General features: G+C 72.0%; 20 protein-coding genes. 12 read left to right on the top strand and 8 right to left on the bottom strand.

The features are described from left to right. Nucleotides 1-153 precede the first annotated feature (153 nt). A complete protein-coding gene (locus ACZ7HT_RS17080; protein ID WP_471165981.1) occupies nucleotides 154-564 on the top strand; it encodes a rodlin in 411 nt (136 codons plus the stop codon). Nucleotides 565-650: 86 nt separating this feature from the next. Here ACZ7HT_RS17080 and ACZ7HT_RS17075 read toward each other — a convergent pair whose 3' ends face one another. Then, nucleotides 651-800, bottom strand: a complete 150-nt coding sequence (locus ACZ7HT_RS17075; protein WP_181924528.1) for a hypothetical protein — start codon at nucleotides 798-800, stop codon at nucleotides 651-653. Between the two features lie 175 nt (nucleotides 801-975). Between ACZ7HT_RS17075 and ACZ7HT_RS17070 the strand changes: the two genes are divergently transcribed. Together ACZ7HT_RS17070 and ACZ7HT_RS17065 are read left to right on the top strand one after the other, a co-directional pair. Next, complete coding sequence (locus ACZ7HT_RS17070; RefSeq protein WP_471165977.1) at nucleotides 976-2,016, top strand: LCP family protein; 1,041 nt, start codon at nucleotides 976-978, stop codon at nucleotides 2,014-2,016. A 94-nt stretch (nucleotides 2,017-2,110) separates the two neighbouring features. Beyond that, complete coding sequence (locus ACZ7HT_RS17065; RefSeq protein WP_471165974.1) at nucleotides 2,111-2,518, top strand: rodlin; 408 nt, start codon at nucleotides 2,111-2,113, stop codon at nucleotides 2,516-2,518. A gap of 78 nt (nucleotides 2,519-2,596) precedes the next feature. On the opposite strand, the gene ACZ7HT_RS17060 is transcribed toward ACZ7HT_RS17065, so the two are convergent. Then, nucleotides 2,597-4,618 (bottom strand): thioredoxin domain-containing protein, encoded by a 2,022-nt coding sequence (locus tag ACZ7HT_RS17060; RefSeq protein ID WP_471165971.1) that lies wholly within the window; start codon nucleotides 4,616-4,618, stop codon nucleotides 2,597-2,599. Between the two features lie 110 nt (nucleotides 4,619-4,728). Here ACZ7HT_RS17060 and ACZ7HT_RS17055 point away from each other — a divergent pair, with 110 nt between their 5' ends. Next, entirely contained in the window at nucleotides 4,729-5,118 is a 390-nt protein-coding gene (locus ACZ7HT_RS17055; RefSeq protein ID WP_471165969.1) for a hypothetical protein, read from the top strand. 153 nt (nucleotides 5,119-5,271) lie between these two features. Here ACZ7HT_RS17055 and ACZ7HT_RS17050 read toward each other — a convergent pair whose 3' ends face one another. Both ACZ7HT_RS17050 and mca read right to left on the bottom strand, forming a co-directional pair. Next, entirely contained in the window at nucleotides 5,272-5,511 is a 240-nt protein-coding gene (locus tag ACZ7HT_RS17050; protein WP_471165967.1) for a hypothetical protein, read from the bottom strand. Continuing rightward, complete coding sequence (gene mca, locus ACZ7HT_RS17045; RefSeq protein ID WP_471165964.1) at nucleotides 5,504-6,385, bottom strand: mycothiol conjugate amidase Mca; 882 nt, start codon at nucleotides 6,383-6,385, stop codon at nucleotides 5,504-5,506. Before mca ends, ACZ7HT_RS17050 begins: the two co-directional genes overlap by 8 nt. Before the next feature lie 98 nt (nucleotides 6,386-6,483). Here mca and ACZ7HT_RS17040 point away from each other — a divergent pair, with 98 nt between their 5' ends. Both ACZ7HT_RS17040 and greA read left to right on the top strand, forming a co-directional pair. Continuing rightward, on the top strand, nucleotides 6,484-6,885 hold the full coding sequence (locus tag ACZ7HT_RS17040; RefSeq protein ID WP_471165961.1) for a DUF4307 domain-containing protein: 402 nt from the start codon (nucleotides 6,484-6,486) through the stop codon (nucleotides 6,883-6,885). A 189-nt stretch (nucleotides 6,886-7,074) separates the two neighbouring features. After that, the gene (gene greA, locus ACZ7HT_RS17035) at nucleotides 7,075-7,572 is read left to right on the top strand and encodes a transcription elongation factor GreA (RefSeq protein ID WP_471165958.1); all 498 of its coding nucleotides are present in this window, start codon (nucleotides 7,075-7,077) and stop codon (nucleotides 7,570-7,572) included. Between the two features lie 137 nt (nucleotides 7,573-7,709). Here the strand turns inward: greA and ACZ7HT_RS17030 are convergent, their stop codons facing one another. After that, complete coding sequence (locus ACZ7HT_RS17030) at nucleotides 7,710-8,495, bottom strand: ABC transporter permease (RefSeq protein ID WP_471166479.1); 786 nt, start codon at nucleotides 8,493-8,495, stop codon at nucleotides 7,710-7,712. A 65-nt stretch (nucleotides 8,496-8,560) separates the two neighbouring features. Next, the gene (locus ACZ7HT_RS17025) at nucleotides 8,561-9,586 is read right to left on the bottom strand and encodes an ATP-binding cassette domain-containing protein (protein ID WP_471165956.1); all 1,026 of its coding nucleotides are present in this window, start codon (nucleotides 9,584-9,586) and stop codon (nucleotides 8,561-8,563) included. Nucleotides 9,587-9,805: 219 nt separating this feature from the next. On the opposite strand from ACZ7HT_RS17025, the gene ACZ7HT_RS17020 reads away from it, so the two are divergent. After that, entirely contained in the window at nucleotides 9,806-10,315 is a 510-nt protein-coding gene (locus ACZ7HT_RS17020; protein WP_471165953.1) for a helix-turn-helix domain-containing protein, read from the top strand. 95 nt (nucleotides 10,316-10,410) lie between these two features. Here the strand turns inward: ACZ7HT_RS17020 and ilvA are convergent, their stop codons facing one another. Continuing rightward, nucleotides 10,411-11,640, bottom strand: coding sequence for a threonine ammonia-lyase (gene ilvA, locus ACZ7HT_RS17015; RefSeq protein WP_471165950.1), 1,230 nt, complete (start codon nucleotides 11,638-11,640; stop codon nucleotides 10,411-10,413). Nucleotides 11,641-11,789: 149 nt separating this feature from the next. Here ilvA and ACZ7HT_RS17010 point away from each other — a divergent pair, with 149 nt between their 5' ends. From ACZ7HT_RS17010 to ACZ7HT_RS17000, 3 genes are all read left to right on the top strand, one after another. Further along, on the top strand, nucleotides 11,790-12,317 hold the full coding sequence (locus ACZ7HT_RS17010; RefSeq protein ID WP_471165947.1) for a MarR family winged helix-turn-helix transcriptional regulator: 528 nt from the start codon (nucleotides 11,790-11,792) through the stop codon (nucleotides 12,315-12,317). A 31-nt stretch (nucleotides 12,318-12,348) separates the two neighbouring features. After that, a complete protein-coding gene (locus tag ACZ7HT_RS17005) occupies nucleotides 12,349-12,819 on the top strand; it encodes a sigma factor-like helix-turn-helix DNA-binding protein (RefSeq protein WP_471165944.1) in 471 nt (156 codons plus the stop codon). A 67-nt stretch (nucleotides 12,820-12,886) separates the two neighbouring features. Further along, nucleotides 12,887-13,138, top strand: a complete 252-nt coding sequence (locus ACZ7HT_RS17000) for a hypothetical protein (protein ID WP_471165941.1) — start codon at nucleotides 12,887-12,889, stop codon at nucleotides 13,136-13,138. 34 nt (nucleotides 13,139-13,172) lie between these two features. Here the strand turns inward: ACZ7HT_RS17000 and ACZ7HT_RS16995 are convergent, their stop codons facing one another. Beyond that, nucleotides 13,173-14,327: a cystathionine gamma-synthase gene (locus ACZ7HT_RS16995; RefSeq protein WP_359507185.1), complete on the bottom strand. Its 1,155-nt coding sequence runs from the start codon at nucleotides 14,325-14,327 to the stop codon at nucleotides 13,173-13,175. A 72-nt stretch (nucleotides 14,328-14,399) separates the two neighbouring features. Between ACZ7HT_RS16995 and ACZ7HT_RS16990 the strand changes: the two genes are divergently transcribed. Both ACZ7HT_RS16990 and msrA read left to right on the top strand, forming a co-directional pair. Beyond that, a complete protein-coding gene (locus tag ACZ7HT_RS16990; RefSeq protein ID WP_471165939.1) occupies nucleotides 14,400-15,509 on the top strand; it encodes a hypothetical protein in 1,110 nt (369 codons plus the stop codon). A gap of 71 nt (nucleotides 15,510-15,580) precedes the next feature. Beyond that, nucleotides 15,581-16,243 carry a peptide-methionine (S)-S-oxide reductase MsrA gene (msrA, locus tag ACZ7HT_RS16985; RefSeq protein ID WP_471165937.1) on the top strand — a complete coding sequence of 221 codons (663 nt, stop codon included), beginning with the start codon at nucleotides 15,581-15,583 and terminating at the stop codon, nucleotides 16,241-16,243. The last annotated feature ends 154 nt before the right edge of the window (nucleotides 16,244-16,397 follow it).

Raw genomic sequence — 16,397 nt, 5'->3', positions numbered from 1 at the left:
CTTTGGTTCCGGGGCTTCACTCGTTCGACTGGGTCCGTGTTCCGCGCTGCCGCGCGCGCTCCGCCAAGGGGGTGACACAGCGGAACCCCCGTGTCCGGCGGCCGGTTGATCAGGTCGCTCCCTGCACGGAGCCGGTTCTAGAAGGGAACTCCCGTGATCAAGAAGGTTATGGCCACCGCGGCCGCAGCCGTCTCCATCGTCGGCGCCGCCGCCGCCGTCGCCACCCCCGCGCTCGCCATCGCCAACGACGGCGGCACCACGTCGCTCTCGGGCAACGGCGCGCACCAGGAGTTCGGCAACTCCAAGACCTACGGCAACATGAGCCCGCAGTTCGCGCTCGTCCAGGGCTCCCTGAACAAGCCCTGCATCGGTCTCCCGGCCAAGGTCAACGCCGGTTCGATCGTCGGCGCCATCCCGATCGCCGTCCAGGACATCAACGTCCTGTCCTCCCCGCAGAACCAGCAGTGCACCGAGAACTCCACCCAGGCCAAGGGTGACGAGCCTCTGTCGCACATCCTGGACGACATCCCGGTCCTGTCGGGCAACGGCGTCGGCAACAGCTGACGTTCCGCCTGAGCGCGACGACGTTCACACGTCAGGGGCCGCCCTCCGGGGCGGCCTCTTTCGTCTGCCCGGCTCCCGCGACGCCGCTACCAGGTCGGCCAGACCGGCGTCGCCATCAGGCGCTCCCACTCGCGGTCGGGCATCCCCGGCACCGCCCGCCCCGCCTGCACCCACTGGGTGACCAGTGCGGAATAGACGGGGAACGGAGTGCTGTCGGCCGGGGGCGGGTCACTCACATATCGGCTCTTCGGAATGAAGGCCATCCGTTCCCATTTTCCGGGATCCGGCGCCATTTTCGCTCCTTCCGCTGCGATTCCCGCATCATTCCACAGGCGCCGCAGGAGAGTGATTCGACCTGTTCATGTCGCGTCGCGTACCTCTGTGCGAGCGGGTCGAAAATACGGTGCGGGCATGAAATTCCCGCGCCCCCGGCCGGCTCGGCGTCCGCTGCTCGCCGCGACCGCCCTCGCCGCCCTCACCGCTCTCGCCCCCGGCGCCCTCGCGCTCGCGCCCACCGGTCTCCCGGCCCCCGAGAAGGGGCTCAACCTCCTCGTCGTCGGCATCGACAGCCGCAAGAACGTCACTCCTGAGGAGAAGGAGCGCTTCCACCTCGGCGGGCGGGAGTGCGACTGCACGGACGTGATGATGCTCGTGCACGTCTCGGCGGCGAACGACCGCGTCGAGGTCGTGAGCATGCCGCGCGACTCCCTCACCACACTCCCCGCGGGACACGTCGACCGGCGCACCGGGCAGACGCACCCCTCCCACCCGGCGAAGATCAACAACGCCTGGGCGGAGGGCGGCTCCTCCCTCGCCGTCGAGACCGTGGAGTCGAGGACCGGGCTGCCCGTCCACCGCTACCTGGAGATCGACTTCCGGCGGTTCATGGACACCGTGGACCGCGTCGACGGCGGTATCCCCATCTGTACGGATCAGCCGCTCAAGGACCCGTCCACCGCCATCGACCTCCAGCCCGGGACGAAGTGGGTCGCGGGCGGCGAGGCCCTCCAGTACGTCCGCTCCCGGAAGGCCGACGGGAAGATGGACTTCGGCCGCATCCAGAAGCAGCAGCAGTTCGTCGTGAACACCCTGCGCCGGCTCCACGACGGGATCCTCGACGACCCGGCCGCGCTGCGGGCCTTCGCCGCCACCCTGCGCGGGACCGGCGCGGCCGAGCGGGGGATCTCCACGGCCGAGCTGCTGACGCTCGCCGCGCACCTCCGGGACCTGCCGCCGGAGCGCATGGAGTTCGCGACGGTGCCCGTACGGGGCTTCAACCCGGACATCGAGGGCGTCGGGTCCACCCTCGCCTGGGACGAGGAGGGGGCCGCGGAGGTCTTCGGGCGGCTCGCCGAGGACCGGCCGCTGCCCGCCGCCGGGGCCGTCGCGCCGAGCGAGATCCCGGTGGGTGCGTACAAGCCCGCGAAGGGGTCATCGCTCATCTGCCCGTAGCCCGTCCGGTGGACATCGCGGAACCTCCGGTCCTGTGACCAGTTGATCAGCGCGGCTCGGCACTCAGCCAGTCAGTACCGGAAAGGCCAGAACCATGAAGAAGCTCCTCGCGACGGCTGCTGTGGCCGCGTCCGTCCTCGGCGCGACGGCGGCGGGTGCCGGGCAGGCGCTCGCGATCGCCGACGACGGTGGCACCACCTCGCTGTCCGGCAACAACGCGCACCAGGAGTTCGGCAACTCCGAGACCCACGGCGACATGAGCCCGCAGTTCGCGCTCGTCCAGGGCTCTCTCAACAAGCCCTGCGTCGGCCTGCCGGCCAAGGTCAACGCCGGTTCGATCGTCGGCCTCATCCCGATCGCCGTCCAGGACATCAACGTCCTGTCCTCCCCGCAGAACCAGCAGTGCACCGAGAACTCCACCCAGGCCAAGGGCGACGAGGCCCTGTCGCACATCCTGGACGACATCCCGGTCCTCTCCGGCAACGGCGCCGGCAACAGCTGAGCGACGACGCCAGGACACGGCGCGGCCCCGCCGCCCCTCCTCGGAGGGGTCGCGGGGCCGTCCCGTTCCCGGCCGGCCTCAGAGCTTCCGGGCCAGCTCGGCCGGGTCGGTGACCGGCGCGTCACAGGTGAAGTGACGGCACACGTACGCGGCGGGCGACCCGGCCACAAGGGGACGGTCCTTGAGCAGCGGGAACTCCTCGCCGCCGGGGGCTCCGGTGGCGAGGACCGCGCCGGGAGTGGTGGCCGCCAGGGCCGTACGCCGCAGCTCCCGGAAGGCCGGGTCGGCGGCGTCGCCGACGACGGCGATCTCGCGGGGCCCGTCGAGGAGGGCCTCCGCGACGGCCAGGCCCCAGCCGATGAAGCGGGGCGCGCGCGGGCCGAGGGCCTTGACCACGCCGAGGGCGCCCTCGGCAGCGGCGCGGTGGGCCTCGGAGCCGGTGTGCGCCGCGTACGAGAGGAGCGCTCCGGCGGCGGCGGTCCAGCCGGACGGGGTGGCGTTGTCGGTGGGGTCCTGCGGGCGCCGGATGAGGGCCTCGGCGTCGTGGGCCGTGTCGTACAGCGCGCCGCCCTCGGCGGTGAAGCGGTCGAGGACGAGGTCCAGGAGGAAGCCGGCGAACTCCAGCCAGGCGCCCTCGCCGGTGACGGCGGCGAGGGCGAGGAACCCCTCGGCGACGTCGGCGTAGTCCTCCAGGACACCGGCGTTGGTCCCGGCCCGCCCGTCCTTGGAGGTACGGGTGAGCCGGGCGCCCTCGTCCATGTGGACGCGGACGAGCAGCTCGGCGGCCTCGGTGGCGCGCTCGACCAGGTCGGGACGGTCGAAGAGGGCGCCGGTCTCGGCGAGGGCGGCGATGGCGAGGCCGTTCCAGGCGGCGACGACCTTGTCGTCCCGCCCCGGGCGCTCGCGCTCCTCGCGGGCGGCGAGGAGCCGGGCGGCGATCGAGGCGATCCGGCCGGCGTCGGCCGGACCCGCCTCCGGCGGAAGCTGGAGGACGGAGCTGCCGTGCTCGAAGGTGCCGTCCTCGGTGACGCCGTAGTGGACGGCGGCGAGGGCGGCGTCCTCGGCGCCGAGGACCTGCGCGAGCTGCTCGGGGGTCCACGCGTAGAAGGCGCCCTCGACGTGCCGGCCCGTGCCGTCGTCACTGTCGGCGTCGAGCGCGGAGGCGAACCCGCCCTCCGGGGTGCGGAGCTCGCGGACCATGAAGTCGGCGGTCTCCAGGGCGACCCGGCGGGCCAGATCGCTGCCGGTGGCCTTCCACAGGTGCGCGTACACCCGGCACAAAAGTGCATTATCGTAGAGCATTTTCTCAAAATGGGGCACAACCCACGCCCGGTCGACGGCGTAGCGGGCGAAGCCGCCGCCCAGCTGGTCGTAGATGCCGCCGCGGGCCATCGCCTCGCAGGTGTCGGCCACCATCTGGAGGGCGCCCTCCGCGCCCGTACGGGCGTGGTGGCGGAGCAGGAACTCCAGGGCCATCGACGGCGGGAACTTGGGGGCGCCGCCGAAGCCGCCGCGGGTGGCGTCGTACTCGCGGGTGAGCGCGAGCAGGGCCCCCGCGAGCTCCTCCTCGCCGGGGACGCCGTCGCCGCCGTAGGCCAGGGAGCGGCCCGCCAGGTCCTTCACGATGCGGTCCGCGACCTCGTCGACCTCCCCGCGGCGGTCGGCCCAGGCCGACCGGACGCCTTCGAGGACCTCGGGGAAGGACGGCATGCCGTGGCGGGGCTCCGGCGGGAAGTACGTACCGAAGTAGAAGGGGGCGGCGTCCGGGGTGAGGAAGACGGTCATCGGCCAGCCGCCCTGGCCGGTCGCGGCCTGCACGGCCTCCATGTAGACGGCGTCGACGTCGGGGCGCTCCTCGCGGTCGACCTTCACGGCGACGAAGTTGTCGTTGACCAGGGCGGCGGTGGTGTCGTCCTCGAAGGATTCGTGCGCCATGACATGGCACCAGTGACAGCTTGAATACCCGACGCTGAGCAGCACGGGGACGTCGCGGCGCCGGGCCTCCTCGAAGGCCTCGGCCGACCACGGCCACCAGTCGACCGGGTTGTCGGCGTGCTGCAGGAGGTACGGGGAGGTCTCATGGGCCAGTCGGTTCGGCATGGGCCCATCCTGCCGCAGTGGTCTCCTCCTTTCCCCGCTCCCTCGCGCCGACGCGCGCGACGCAGGACACTGGGCCGGATTCGTCGGGCACGCGCGGAGGGGGAACGCAGATGCGGGAGAGTCACCGGGCCGAGGCCGAGCGGCTGTTGGAGCGGGCCGTCGCGGAGGAGGCGCGGGCGCTCTTCGAGGGGTACGGCGACCGGCGGGGCGCGGACTGGGCCCGCCTGCTGCGCTGCGGGCTGCTGCCGCACGCGGCCCCGGGCAGTCCGGAGCCGGGCGCGGCATCGGCCCGCGAGGAGCTGGCGGCGCTCGCCGCGGACCGGCACCCGGCCCGCGACCCCCGCCTCGACGACTGCGCCGAGGCCCACGCCCTGCTCCTGGACCGGGCCACCGCCCTGTCCGCCCCGTGGCAGGCCTGGGACCTGGGCCTCGTCCCCGCGCGAGCCGCCAGGGAGGTCCTGGGGGTGGGGGACGACGTCAAGGGGCCGGAGGCGGGGTAGGCGCGCGGCGGCCGGTACAGGGCCGCCCCTGAGCCGTAGCCCGGCACGGGGCCCCCTGCCCGTACCCCTCGGGACGAAGCCGCCCTGCCCGTACCCCTCGGTACAGAGCCGCCCCCCGGGCCGTACTCCTCGTACGGCCCGGGGGGCGGTGGGTCACTTGCCCTTGGTGGACGCCGGCTCCGCCGGGGTCGGGGCCTCCGGGTCCGGGGCCTCCTCGAAGGAGACCTTGCCCATGTGGCGGTTCATCGACTTCATCAGCATCCAGACCGCGAGGGCCAGGGCCGCGAAGACGACGAAGCCGAGGACGCCGGGGGTCACCTTGTTCTTGTCCAGCTCTTCGGCGGCGAAGGGGACAAGCTGGGTCAGTGCCAGGTGTGCGCTCATGTCAGGCATTGTCGCGGATGCCCGCGAAGAGATCTTCCTCGGGGAGGGAGGTCGGGACCAGCGCCTTGCTGAGCTCGTACTCCTCCGTCGGCCAGACCTCCTTCTGGATGTCCATCGGGACCCGGAACCAGCCCCCGTCGGGGTCGATCTGGGTGGCGTGGGCGATCAGCGCCTTGTCGCGGATCTCGAAGAAGTCCGCGCACGGCACGTGCGTGGTGAGGTTGCGCGCCTTGCCGCCGAACTCGTCCCAGCGCTTCAGCCAGTCCCCGTACGGCGACTCGAGGCCGCGCGCCAGGAGCGCCTCGTGCAGGGCCTCGGTGCGGGGGCGGTTGAAGCCCTGGTTGTAGTAGAGCTTCAGCGGCTGCCAGACCGGGCCGAACTCGGCCTCCGGGTACTTCTCGGTGTCGGCCGCGCCGTCGAACGCCACCATCGTGATCTTGTGGGTCATGATGTGGTCGGGGTGCGGGTACCCGCCGTTCTCGTCGTACGTCGTGACGACCTGCGGACGGAAGGAGCGGATCTCGCGCACCAGCGCCCCGGCCGCCTTGTCGACGTCCTCCAGGGCGAAGCAGCCCTCGGGCAGCGGGGGCAGCGGGTCGCCCTCGGGCAGGCCCGAGTCGACGAATCCGAGCCAGTGCTGGGAGACGCCGAGGATCTCGCGGGCCTCGTCCATCTCCTTGCGGCGCACCTCGTGGATGTTCGCCTCGATGTAGGGGTCGCCCTGAAGCTTGGGGTTCAGGACCGAGCCGCGCTCGCCGCCCGTGCACGTCACGACCATGACGTCCACCCCCTCGGACACGTACTTGGCCATCGTGGCCGCACCCTTGCTCGACTCGTCGTCGGGGTGGGCGTGAACGGCCATCAGTCGCAGCTGCTCAGTCAAAGCTCGATCCTCAGTGATTCGTCGCGGAGGGTGCTCTCTATAGTGACGGAATCGGGGGAGTGAAAATTCCGCCACCCCCGGCTTCGAGAGGATCCCCCATGAGCGCGGTGCGAGAGCAGCTGCCCGAGGGTCGCTACGGGCGCTCCGCGGATGAGCGGGCCGACCGCAAGCTCAAGATCACCGGTGCGGTGCTCGGGGTCCTGTTCCTCGGCATGATGGGCTGGTTCGGCTGGCACTACGTCGTCGACAACAAGATCAGCGCCGAGATGATCAAGTTCGACGTGGTGAGCGACGCCGAGGTCCAGGTCCACCTGGAGATCCGCAAGGACGCGGGCGTCAAGGGCGTCTGCACGCTGCGCTCCCGCTCCGAGGACGGCGCCGAGGTGGCCCGCAAGGACGTGCGGGTCGACGACGCCGGTACCCGGATCGACCGCGTCTTCTCGCTCCGCACGACCGCGCGCGCGACCAGCGCCGAGCTCATCGGGTGTACGGCTCGGTAGCGGTGGGTAGGGACGGGGTGTCGAGTCCCGGCGAGTCACCACGGTGACCTGGGGTGACGCCATCTTTATGGTTTATGTCCTCCCGCTTTTCGCCACTCATTGTTAGGCTCGTGGTTTCGCCCACTCGGGAAGCGCATGCTGTCCGTGTAGGGCGATGCTTTGTATTCCCAGTACCTACGAGGAGCACCTGTGACCCAGACCAGCGAAAACGTCACCTGGCTCACCCAGGAGGCGTACAACAAGCTCAAGGACGAGCTTGAGTACCTGTCTGGTCCCGCGCGTACCGAGATCGCGACGAAGATCGCCGCGGCGCGCGAAGAGGGGGACCTGCGCGAGAACGGCGGGTACCACGCGGCCAAGGAGGAGCAGGGCAAGCAGGAGCTCCGGGTCCGCCAGCTCACCCAGCTGCTCCAGCACGCCAAGGTCGGCGAGGCGCCGGCGGACGACGGCGTCGTCGAGCCGGGCATGGTCGTCACGATCGCCTTCGACGGCGACGAGGACGACACGGTGACCTTCCTGCTCGCCTCCCGCGAGTACGCGAGCGACGACATCGAGACCTACTCGCCGCAGTCGCCGCTGGGCGTCGGCGTCAACGGCAAGCAGGTCGGTGACGACGCCGAGTACGAGCTGCCGAACGGCAAGAAGGCCACGGTGAAGATCCTCAGCGCCAAGCCGTACACCGGCTGAGCCGCACTCCTTGAGCGAAGGGCCGGCCCCCGTGGGGGCCGGCCCTTCGTCATGTCCTCCCCCGTGTCACGCGTCACGCCGTCAGGCGGTCAGGCGGTCAGGCGGTCAGGCGATCAGGCCGTCACGCCGTCACGCCGTCACGCCGTCGCCGAGCGGTACTTTCGTACCGACAGCGTCCGGAAGACCACGATGATCAGGATCGACCAGAGCAGCGAGGCCCACACCGGGTGCTGCATCGGCCATGCGTCGGAGGTCGAGACGCCCGGGTTGCCGAAGAGGACGCGGCAGGCCTGGACGGTCGCGCTGAACGGGTTCCACTCGGCGACGGGCTGGAGCCAGGAGGGCAGGTTGCTGGAGTCCACGAACGCGTTCGAGATGAACGTGACGGGGAAGAGCCAGATCAGCCCGCCCGAGGTCGCCGCTTCCGGGGTCCGGACCGAGAGGCCGATCAGCGCGCCGATCCAGGAGAAGGCGTAGCCGAGGAGGAGCAGGAGGGCGTAGGCGCCCAGCGCCTTGGGGACGCCCTCGTGGATGCGCCAGCCGACGAGGAGCGCGACGATCGTGAGGACGACGAGGGTGAGCGTCGTCTGGACGAGGTCGGCGAACGTGCGGCCGGTGAGGACCGCGCCGCGGGCCATCGGCAGGGAGCGGAAGCGGTCGATCAGGCCCTTGTGCATGTCGTCGGCGATGCCCGCGCCCGCCCCGGCCGTGGCGAAGGTGACGGTCTGGGCGAAGATGCCGGCCATCAGGAACTCGCGGTAGACGGCCGGGGAGGTCGATGTGCCGATCTCCATCGAGCCGCCGAAGACGTAGCTGAACAGCACCACGAACATGATCGGCTGGATGAGCCCGAAGATGATCACCTCGGGGATCCGGGACATCTTGATCAGGTTGCGGCGGGCGATCACGAGCGAGTCGTTCATGGACTGGACGATCCCGCCGCGCGGGCGCGGGGCGTTCAGCCCGTCGGCCGACCCCAGGACGGTGGTCACTTCACGGACTCCTTCCGGCTCTTCCTGTCGCCGGCGTCCGGGGCGCTCCCGTTCTCCTCCTCGCCCCGGTCGGCAACGTGGCCGGTGAGGGAGAGGAAGACGTCGTCGAGGGTCGGGCGGCGCAGGCCGATGTCGTCGATCTCGGCGCCGACGGCGTCCAGGTCGCGGATGACCTCGGCGAGCAGCTTGGCGCCGCCGGTGACGGGGACGGTGAGCTTGCGGGTGTGCTCCTCGACGGAGACCTCGCCGTGGCCGATGCCCGCCACGCCGTAGCGGGCGAGGACGTCCCGGGCGCCGTTGATCATCTCGGGTTCGTGTACGACGACCTCGACGCGCTCGCCGCCCGTCTGGGCCTTGAGCTGGTCGGAGGTGCCGCGGGCGATGACCCTGCCGTGGTCGACGACGCAGATGTCGTGGGCGAGGTGGTCGGCCTCCTCCAGGTACTGGGTGGTGAGGAGCAGGGTCGTACCGCCGGAGACGAGCTCCTTGATGACGTCCCAGAGCTCCTGCCGGTTGCGCGGGTCGAGGCCGGTGGTCGGCTCGTCCATGAACATGACCGGCGGGGAGACGACGAGCGCCGCCGCGAGGTCGAGGCGGCGGCGCATGCCGCCGGAGTACGTCTTGGCCGTGCGGTCGGCGGCGTCGGCGAGGTGGAACCGTTCGAGCAGCTCCCCGGCCCGGACCTTCGCGGCCTTCGCCTTCATCTGGTAGAGCTGCCCCACCATCTGGAGGTTCTCGCGGCCGGTGAGGTACTCGTCGACGGCCGCGAACTGGCCGGACAGGCCGATCGAGCGGCGGACCTCGTTGGGGTGCCGGAGGACGTCGATCCCGGCGACGACGGCCCTGCCGCTGTCGGGTCTGATCAGCGTCGTCAGGACCCGCACGGTCGTCGTCTTCCCCGCGCCGTTCGGGCCGAGCAGACCGAGGACCGTGCCCTCCGGCACGTCGAGGTCCACTCCGTCCAATGCTCGTACGTCCCCGAAGGTCTTCACCAGACCCTCGGCGTAGATCGCGCCTGGCATGTGGATTCTCCCAGGGAGATGTCGGGCTTATCCCCACCGATCCTAGGATTTCGCGGCGGCCCTCGCCCGGTGAATCCGTGGCCCGGGGCAACCACACGCCCCGTCCCGGCCGTCCCAGAGCGAGGCCCGGGACGGCCGTTGGCGTGCTGTTGGCGGGCCGTTGGAGCCAGGAGTGAAGCTGGGGTCCTGGCACGGAGCACGACTCACGGGGAGCACGCGATGACGGTCGGCACACACGGCACGGGCAGAACCGGCGGGACGAGCGGGACGACCCCCTGGGCCGAGCTGGCCGCCGAGATGCGCCGCATCAAGGTCGCCACGGAGCTGAGCTACGGCAAGCTCGCGCAGCGCACCCACTACAGCCGCTCCTCGTGGGAACGCTTCCTGAACCAGAAGCAGTTGCCGACCCGGGTCGCGGTCGAGGAGTTCGCCGCGGCCGCCGGGACGGACCCTGGCCCGCTGCTGCGCCGCCTGGAGCGCTCCCTCGCGCACGAGACGGCCGCGCGGGCGGCGGCCGCCGCCGCCGCGCACGACGCGGTACGGGGCGGGGAACCGGGGCTCGCCCCCGCGCCCCCGGCACCCCGGCAGGAGTCCGGCCCGCCGGGCCTCGGCCGGCCCCTCGGCCTGCTCGTGGCGGGGGCCCTGGTCGGCGGCGGCCTGGTGGCCGTCCTCAACCGGGCGGCCCGGGGGCGCAATGGCCTCGGCATCCGCGAGGGCCTGAAGCCGTAAGCGCCTGAATCCGTACGAGCCGGAAGCCGTGGGCGCCGGAAGCCGTAGGGGCCTCCGAATCCGTCAGGTCCCGTGAGCAGACGTACGCGGGGACGTCAGCCCAGCACCGTGTACCCGGCGTCCCGCAGCGCCTCCTCCACCTCCCGGCAGTGCTCCGGGCCCTTCGTCTCCAGGTGCAGCTCGACCTCCGCCTCCGTCAGGCCCAGGCGCGGATCGGTCCGTATGTGGCTGACGTCCAGGACGTTCGCGTCGACCACCGTCAGGACCGCGAGCAGGGTCGCGAGCGCCCCCGGCCGGTCCGTGACGCGCAGCCGCAGGCTCAGGTAGCGGCCTCCGGCGGCCATGCCGTGCCGCAGGATCCGCTGGAGGAGCAGCGGGTCGACGTTCCCGCCGGAGAGCACCGCGACGACCGGCCCCTCGAAGGACTTCGGGTCGGTGAGCAGGGCCGCGACCGGGCTCGCGCCGGCCGGTTCGACCACCAGCTTGGCCCGCTCCAGGCAGAGCAGCAGCGCCGAGGAGAGCGCGTCCTCGGAGACCGTGCGGACCTCGTCGACGTACTCCTGGATCAGGGCGAACGGCACGTCGCCCGGCCGCCCGACCCTGATCCCGTCCGCCATCGTCATCGCCGAGTCGATCACCACCGGGTGCCCCGCGGCCAGCGAGGGCGGGTAGGCGGCCGCGCCCTCCGCCTGGACGCCGATCACCTTCACGTCGGGGCGCAGCGACTTCACCGCGAGCCCGATGCCGGCCGCGAGTCCGCCGCCGCCGACGCCGACGACGACCGTCCGCACCTCGGGGCACTGTTCCAGGATCTCCAGGCCGACCGTGCCCTGACCGGCGATGACGTCGGGGTGGTCGAAGGGGTGTATGAAGACCGCGCCGGTCCTCAGGGCGTACTCCTCCGCCGCCGCGAGCGTCTCGTCGACGACATGGCCGTGCAGCCGGACGTCGGCGCCGTACTGCCGGGTCGCCGCGATCTTCGGCAGCGGGGCGCTGAGCGGCATGAAGACCGTGGCGTGCACCCCGAGCAGTTGCGAGGCGACCGCGACGCCCTGCGCGTGGTTGCCCGCGGAGGCCGCGACCACCCCGACCGCCCGCTCCTCGGGCCGCAGCCCGGCGATCCGTACGTACGCCCCGCGCAGTTTGAAGGAACCGGTCCGCTGGAGGTTCTCGCACTTGAGGTGGACCGGGGCCCCCACCAGCGACGACAGATGGCGGCTGCCCTCCATCGCCGTCACCCTGGCCACCCCGGCCAGCATCTTCTGCGCCGCGCGCACGTCGTCGAGTGTCAGCCGGTGCAAGGGGTGTGACATACGGAAGGTCATGACAGCAAGTCTCGCAGCTCACGGCCCTCGTGGCCGCCCACGGGGCGGGCCGCCGAACGGGTTTTCGCAGCGCCGGTACGGACCCAGGTGGGGCCGCGTACTCTGTCCCCCACCGACCGACCGCCCCCGCACGAGAGAGACCCATAGCCATGCCCAAATCTCAGGACATGACGACTGCGCGCGACCCCGGTCTTCTCGATGCCCTCCAGCACCAGGTGGCCGTCTTCGCCCGCCGCGCCGAGCAGACGCGCCTCGGGGGTACCGGCCAGCTCCGCAACTCGATGGACCGCGCCGCCTACCTCCTCCTCAACCGCCTCGACCAGGAAGGGCCGATGGGCGTGAAGGCGCTCGCGGCGGGCATGGGGATCGACTCGTCCACCGTGACCCGTCAGGTCGCCCCGCTCGTCGACACCGGACTGGTGAAGCGGACCTCGCACCCCGAGGACGGGCGGGCGGTCGTCCTCCAGCTCTCGCCGCGCGGGTTCGCCCGCCTGGAGGAGGTCCGCTCCTCGCGCCGCCAGCTGATGGTCGAGGTCACGGAGGGCTGGACGCCGGACGAGCGGGAGTCCTTCTGCACCCTGCTCACCCGCTTCAACACCGCCCTGTCCGCACGGCAGTCGGGGTACACGGGCCATGCGCCGGCCGTGACCGGGAGCGAGTCCGCGCAGACCTCTTGACCCCGTACCCGCGCTGTCCTCAGATGAGGAGGTGCGAGAGCAGCAGCGCGGGTGGAGCGCCGAACCCGCCCACCGCATCCGGGGGTTCGACGCGTTCGTGGCCGGGGCCGCGGGCCGGCTGCTGCACGCCGCGACGCTGCTCACCGCCGAGACCCGCGCCCACAACCCGTACGCCCAGGCCCTGTTGACCGCGGCCCTCGCCCATACGTACGCGATGTGGGACCGGCTGCGCGACGAGGACCCGTACGACCTCGCGCGCCGCGATCTCGCCGCCCGCTTCGCGCGCACCGCCTGGCGCCACCACGGCGGCCAGGGCGGAGTGCTCGCCGTGCTCTCCCCGCAGGAGCGGCTCGTCGTCGTCCTGCGGCTGTACGAGGGGGTCGCGGAGGAGCAGGTCGCGGCCCTGCTCGGCCTGTCGGAGCCCCGCGTCCGCGCGGTCTGCGCCCGCGCGGTCGCGACGCTTCGAGCGACGTCCCGGGGCGCGGCCGGGACCGCGGCGTGAGGAGCTACGAGGGCGCCGCGTGGAGTCGGCGTGTGGTCGCCGTGCGGAGCTCGCGTGAGGTCGGGTCGTGAGTCGGTACGAGGACAAGGAGGCGGCGGTGCGGCGGTTGCTCGACACGCCGCATCCGCCTGTTCCGCGCGACCTCGCGCTGCGGGCCGCCGAGCGCGGGGCCCGGCTGCGCCGGCACGCCCGGCGGGTACGGCGCGTGCTGTGGACCCTGGGCGCGGTCGCCGTGCTCGCCTTCGTGGTGTGGGCGTCGCTGACGCACCCGTGGGAGGTGCCGCCGGCGGAGACGACCCCGCCGGTCGACGGGCTGTGACGGCCGGGAGGCCCGGCCGTCACAGCGCGCGGTACTAGCCCAGCGCCTGACGCAGGTCGGCGAGCAGGTCCTCGACGTTCTCGATGCCCACCGAGACGCGCACGAGGTCGGCCGGGACCTCCAGGGCGGAGCCCGCGACGGACGCGTGGGTCATCCGGCCCGGGTGCTCGATGAGGGACTCGACGCCGCCGAGCGACTCACCGAGGGTGAAGAGCTTCGCGCGGTTGCAGACCTCGACGGCCGCCTCCTCGCCGCCCTGCACGCGGAAGGAGATCATGCCGCCGAAGGACCGCATCTGCTTGGCCGCGATCTCGTGCCCCGGGTGCTCCGGGAGGCCCGGGTAGAGGACCTGGGTGACCTTCGGGTGCTGGGTCAGCATCTCGACGATCTTCTCGGCGTTCTCGCTGTGGCGGTCCATGCGCACGGCGAGGGTCTTGATGCCGCGCAGCACGATCCACGAGTCGAAGGGACCGGCGACCGCGCCCATCGCGTTCTGGTGGTAGGCGAGTTCCTCGCCGAGCGCCTCGTCCGCGGTGACCAGGGCGCCGCCGACGACGTCGGAGTGGCCGCCCATGTACTTGGTGAGCGAGTGCACGACGACGTCCGCGCCGAGCGCCAGCGGCTGCTGGAGGTACGGGGAGGCGAAGGTGTTGTCGACGACGAGCTTCACGCCGGCCTGGCGGGCGACGCCGGCGACGGCCTCGATGTCGGTGATGCCGAGCAGCGGGTTCGACGGGGTCTCGACCCAGATCAGCTTCGTCCGCTCGTTGACCGCGGCGCGCACCGACTCGATGTCCGAGGTGTTCGCGACGGAGAAGTCGACGCCCCAGCGCTGCACGACCTTCGCGAACAGCCGGAACGTGCCGCCGTAGGCGTCGTTCGGGATGACCACGTGGTCGCCGGGCACGAGGAGCGTGCGCAGCAGGCAGTCCTCGGCGGCGAGGCCGGAGGCGAAGGCGAGACCGCGGCGGCCGCCTTCCAGGGCCGCGAGGTTCTCTTCCAGGGCCGTACGGGTGGGGTTGGCGCTGCGGCTGTACTCGTAACCGCCGCGCAGCCCGCCCACGCCGTCCTGCTTGTAGGTGGACACCTGGTAGATGGGCGGGACGACCGCGCCGGTCAGCGGGTCGGCGGTGTTGCCCGCATGGATCGCGCGGGTCTCGAAACTCTGATGGGAGTGCTGGTCGCTCATGGGTCAGGAGCGTAGTCCCGTACGCCTCCCGCCGCTTCAAACGTCTCACCGGGTGTCCTGGACAATGGACACATGGACATTCTCTGGTTCCTGATCGCGCTCGGCCTGCTCTTCGGCGTCCTCGGTCCCTTCGTGCTGCGCCGCAGGGGCGGCGCGGGGATCCGGCAGGTCGCGCCGGGGGCCCCGGACGCGGCGGACCCGGAGGCGTACGGATTCGTACGGCAGGAGGACCAGGACGTGCGCCTGCCGGGCGCCGACGACGAACTCCTCCACGTCCTCGACGTCGTGCAGGCCACCCAGGACTGGCGTGCGGCCTCGCGGCTGCTCGCCGCCACCGACGCGGCGGGCGAGGTCCGCTGGCAGCGCGTGCAGGCCTTCGCGGGCGCGGCCTCCATCGAACTCCAGGAGCGGCCCGGCGTCGGCGGCGCGTGGCTGCGGAGCTGGCGGGCGGAGGCGCCGAAGGACGCGGGGGGCGCGGCCGTGCACGCCGAGTTCCTGGTGCAGCAGGCGTGGCGCTCCTCGTCGGCCGGGACCGACGACTTCCGGATCATCCTGGAGGAGGCGCTCAAGGTCACCGAGGAGGCGGCGCTGCTGGCCCCCGGCGACCCCGTCCCGTACATCACGCGGCTCGCGGTGGCGCGCGGACTCGGGTACGGGCACGAGGAGTTCGACCAGGTGTGGGCGAAGGTGATCGACCGCGCGCCGGAGCACATGGGGGCGCATCTGGCGGCCCTGCACTACTGGTGCGAGAAGTGGCACGGTTCGCGCGAGGAGGCCGACCACTTCGCGACGACGGCCGCGGCGCGCGCCCCGCGCGGGTCGCTGCTCGCCGCGCTGCCGCTGTTCGCGGTGTTCGAGCACGTGCCGGACGTGGTGCTCGTGCAGGACTTCTGGCGTACGGCGGTGGTGTCCAAGGCGATGGACGGCGCGCTGTACGCGGTCCACTCGGCCCGCCCCGACGACCCGATGCTGGCGCACGTCCGCCATCTCCTCGTCTGGTTCCTCGTCCGCTCGGAGCGCTGGGCCGAGGCCATGCACCAGCTGGTACGGGTCGACGGGCACGTGGGCGCGGTGCCGTGGACGCTGGGCGGCGACCCGGCGGCGGAGTTCACCGTCTTCCGGAACCTGGCGGTCGCGGGCTACGAGGCGAACGGCGGCAGCCCGGCGACGCTGCCGCGCTGACCGGCCTCCGGGGAATCAGGCCCGGTCCCGGACTGTTGTCACTCCTGCCGACCGTCGAGGAGAGATGCAGCATGTTCCTGTCCCGCACCCCCGTCCTCCCCACTCCCGAGCAGGCCCTGCGCGGCCGTCGCGAGCCGGAGTTCTCCGTGCCCGAGCGCCACACCGTCCTCGGCAACCCGCTCCTCGGCCCCTACCCGGAGGGCCTGGAGGTCGCGGACTTCGCGCTGGGCTGTTTCTGGGGAGCCGAGCGCAAGTTCTGGCAGACCGAGGGCGTCTGGACGACCCTCGCCGGCTACCAGGGCGGCTACACGCCGAACCCGTCGTACGAGGAGGTCTGCTCCGGCCTGACCGGGCACACCGAGGTCGTCCGCGTCGTCTTCGACCCGTCGAAGGTCTCGTACGAGTCCCTCCTGAAGCTGTTCTGGGAGTCCCACGACCCCACCCAGGGCTTCCGCCAGGGCAACGACGTCGGCACCCAGTACCGCTCGGCGGTCTACACCCACTCCCCCGAGCAGGCGGCGACGGCCGAGTCGTCCCGCGAGGCCTACCAGAAGGTCCTGACGGCCTCCGGCTACGGCGAGATCACCACCCACGTCCTCCAGGCCGACGAGACCCGCCCCTTCTACCCGGCGGAGGCCTACCACCAGCAGTACCTGGACAAGAACCCGGCGGGCTACTGCGGCATCGGCGGCACGGGCCTGTCCTGCCCGATCGGCGTCGCGAAGGCCGAGTAGGGACCCTCGGGCTCACGGCCCCCGCCGCTCCCGGGCGGCGGGGGCCGTTTCCTGTGCGGCCCGCAGGGTCGCCGCCGTCCGTGCCGGGGCATGGCGCCCGGGTCGATTACCCCGGACGTCATGACGAAGGCCCCTCCCGGTGCGGGAAGGGGCC

The sequence above is a fragment of the Streptomyces sp. NPDC037410 genome (assembly GCF_055602235.1).
This window is presented reverse-complemented; position numbering and strand designations above follow the sequence as displayed.

What these genes read in the sequence shown, in the direction of transcription:
- ACZ7HT_RS16995 (WP_359507185.1), bottom strand. Translation starts at nt 14,327, where the DNA reads ATGAGCGACCAGCACTCCCATCAGAGTTTCGAGACCCGCGCGATCCAT.
- ACZ7HT_RS17055 (WP_471165969.1), top strand. Translation starts at nt 4,729, where the DNA reads ATGCGGGAGAGTCACCGGGCCGAGGCCGAGCGGCTGTTGGAGCGGGCC.
- ACZ7HT_RS17025 (WP_471165956.1), bottom strand. Translation starts at nt 9,586, where the DNA reads ATGCCAGGCGCGATCTACGCCGAGGGTCTGGTGAAGACCTTCGGGGAC.
- ACZ7HT_RS17010 (WP_471165947.1), top strand. Translation starts at nt 11,790, where the DNA reads ATGCCCAAATCTCAGGACATGACGACTGCGCGCGACCCCGGTCTTCTC.
- ACZ7HT_RS17030 (WP_471166479.1), bottom strand. Translation starts at nt 8,495, where the DNA reads ATGAACGACTCGCTCGTGATCGCCCGCCGCAACCTGATCAAGATGTCC.
- ACZ7HT_RS17050 (WP_471165967.1), bottom strand. Translation starts at nt 5,511, where the DNA reads ATGCCTGACATGAGCGCACACCTGGCACTGACCCAGCTTGTCCCCTTC.
- ACZ7HT_RS17060 (WP_471165971.1), bottom strand. Translation starts at nt 4,618, where the DNA reads ATGCCGAACCGACTGGCCCATGAGACCTCCCCGTACCTCCTGCAGCAC.
- ACZ7HT_RS16990 (WP_471165939.1), top strand. Translation starts at nt 14,400, where the DNA reads ATGGACATTCTCTGGTTCCTGATCGCGCTCGGCCTGCTCTTCGGCGTC.
- ilvA (WP_471165950.1), bottom strand. Translation starts at nt 11,640, where the DNA reads ATGACCTTCCGTATGTCACACCCCTTGCACCGGCTGACACTCGACGAC.
- msrA (WP_471165937.1), top strand. Translation starts at nt 15,581, where the DNA reads ATGTTCCTGTCCCGCACCCCCGTCCTCCCCACTCCCGAGCAGGCCCTG.
- ACZ7HT_RS17040 (WP_471165961.1), top strand. Translation starts at nt 6,484, where the DNA reads ATGAGCGCGGTGCGAGAGCAGCTGCCCGAGGGTCGCTACGGGCGCTCC.
- ACZ7HT_RS17020 (WP_471165953.1), top strand. Translation starts at nt 9,806, where the DNA reads ATGACGGTCGGCACACACGGCACGGGCAGAACCGGCGGGACGAGCGGG.
- ACZ7HT_RS17070 (WP_471165977.1), top strand. Translation starts at nt 976, where the DNA reads ATGAAATTCCCGCGCCCCCGGCCGGCTCGGCGTCCGCTGCTCGCCGCG.
- ACZ7HT_RS17065 (WP_471165974.1), top strand. Translation starts at nt 2,111, where the DNA reads ATGAAGAAGCTCCTCGCGACGGCTGCTGTGGCCGCGTCCGTCCTCGGC.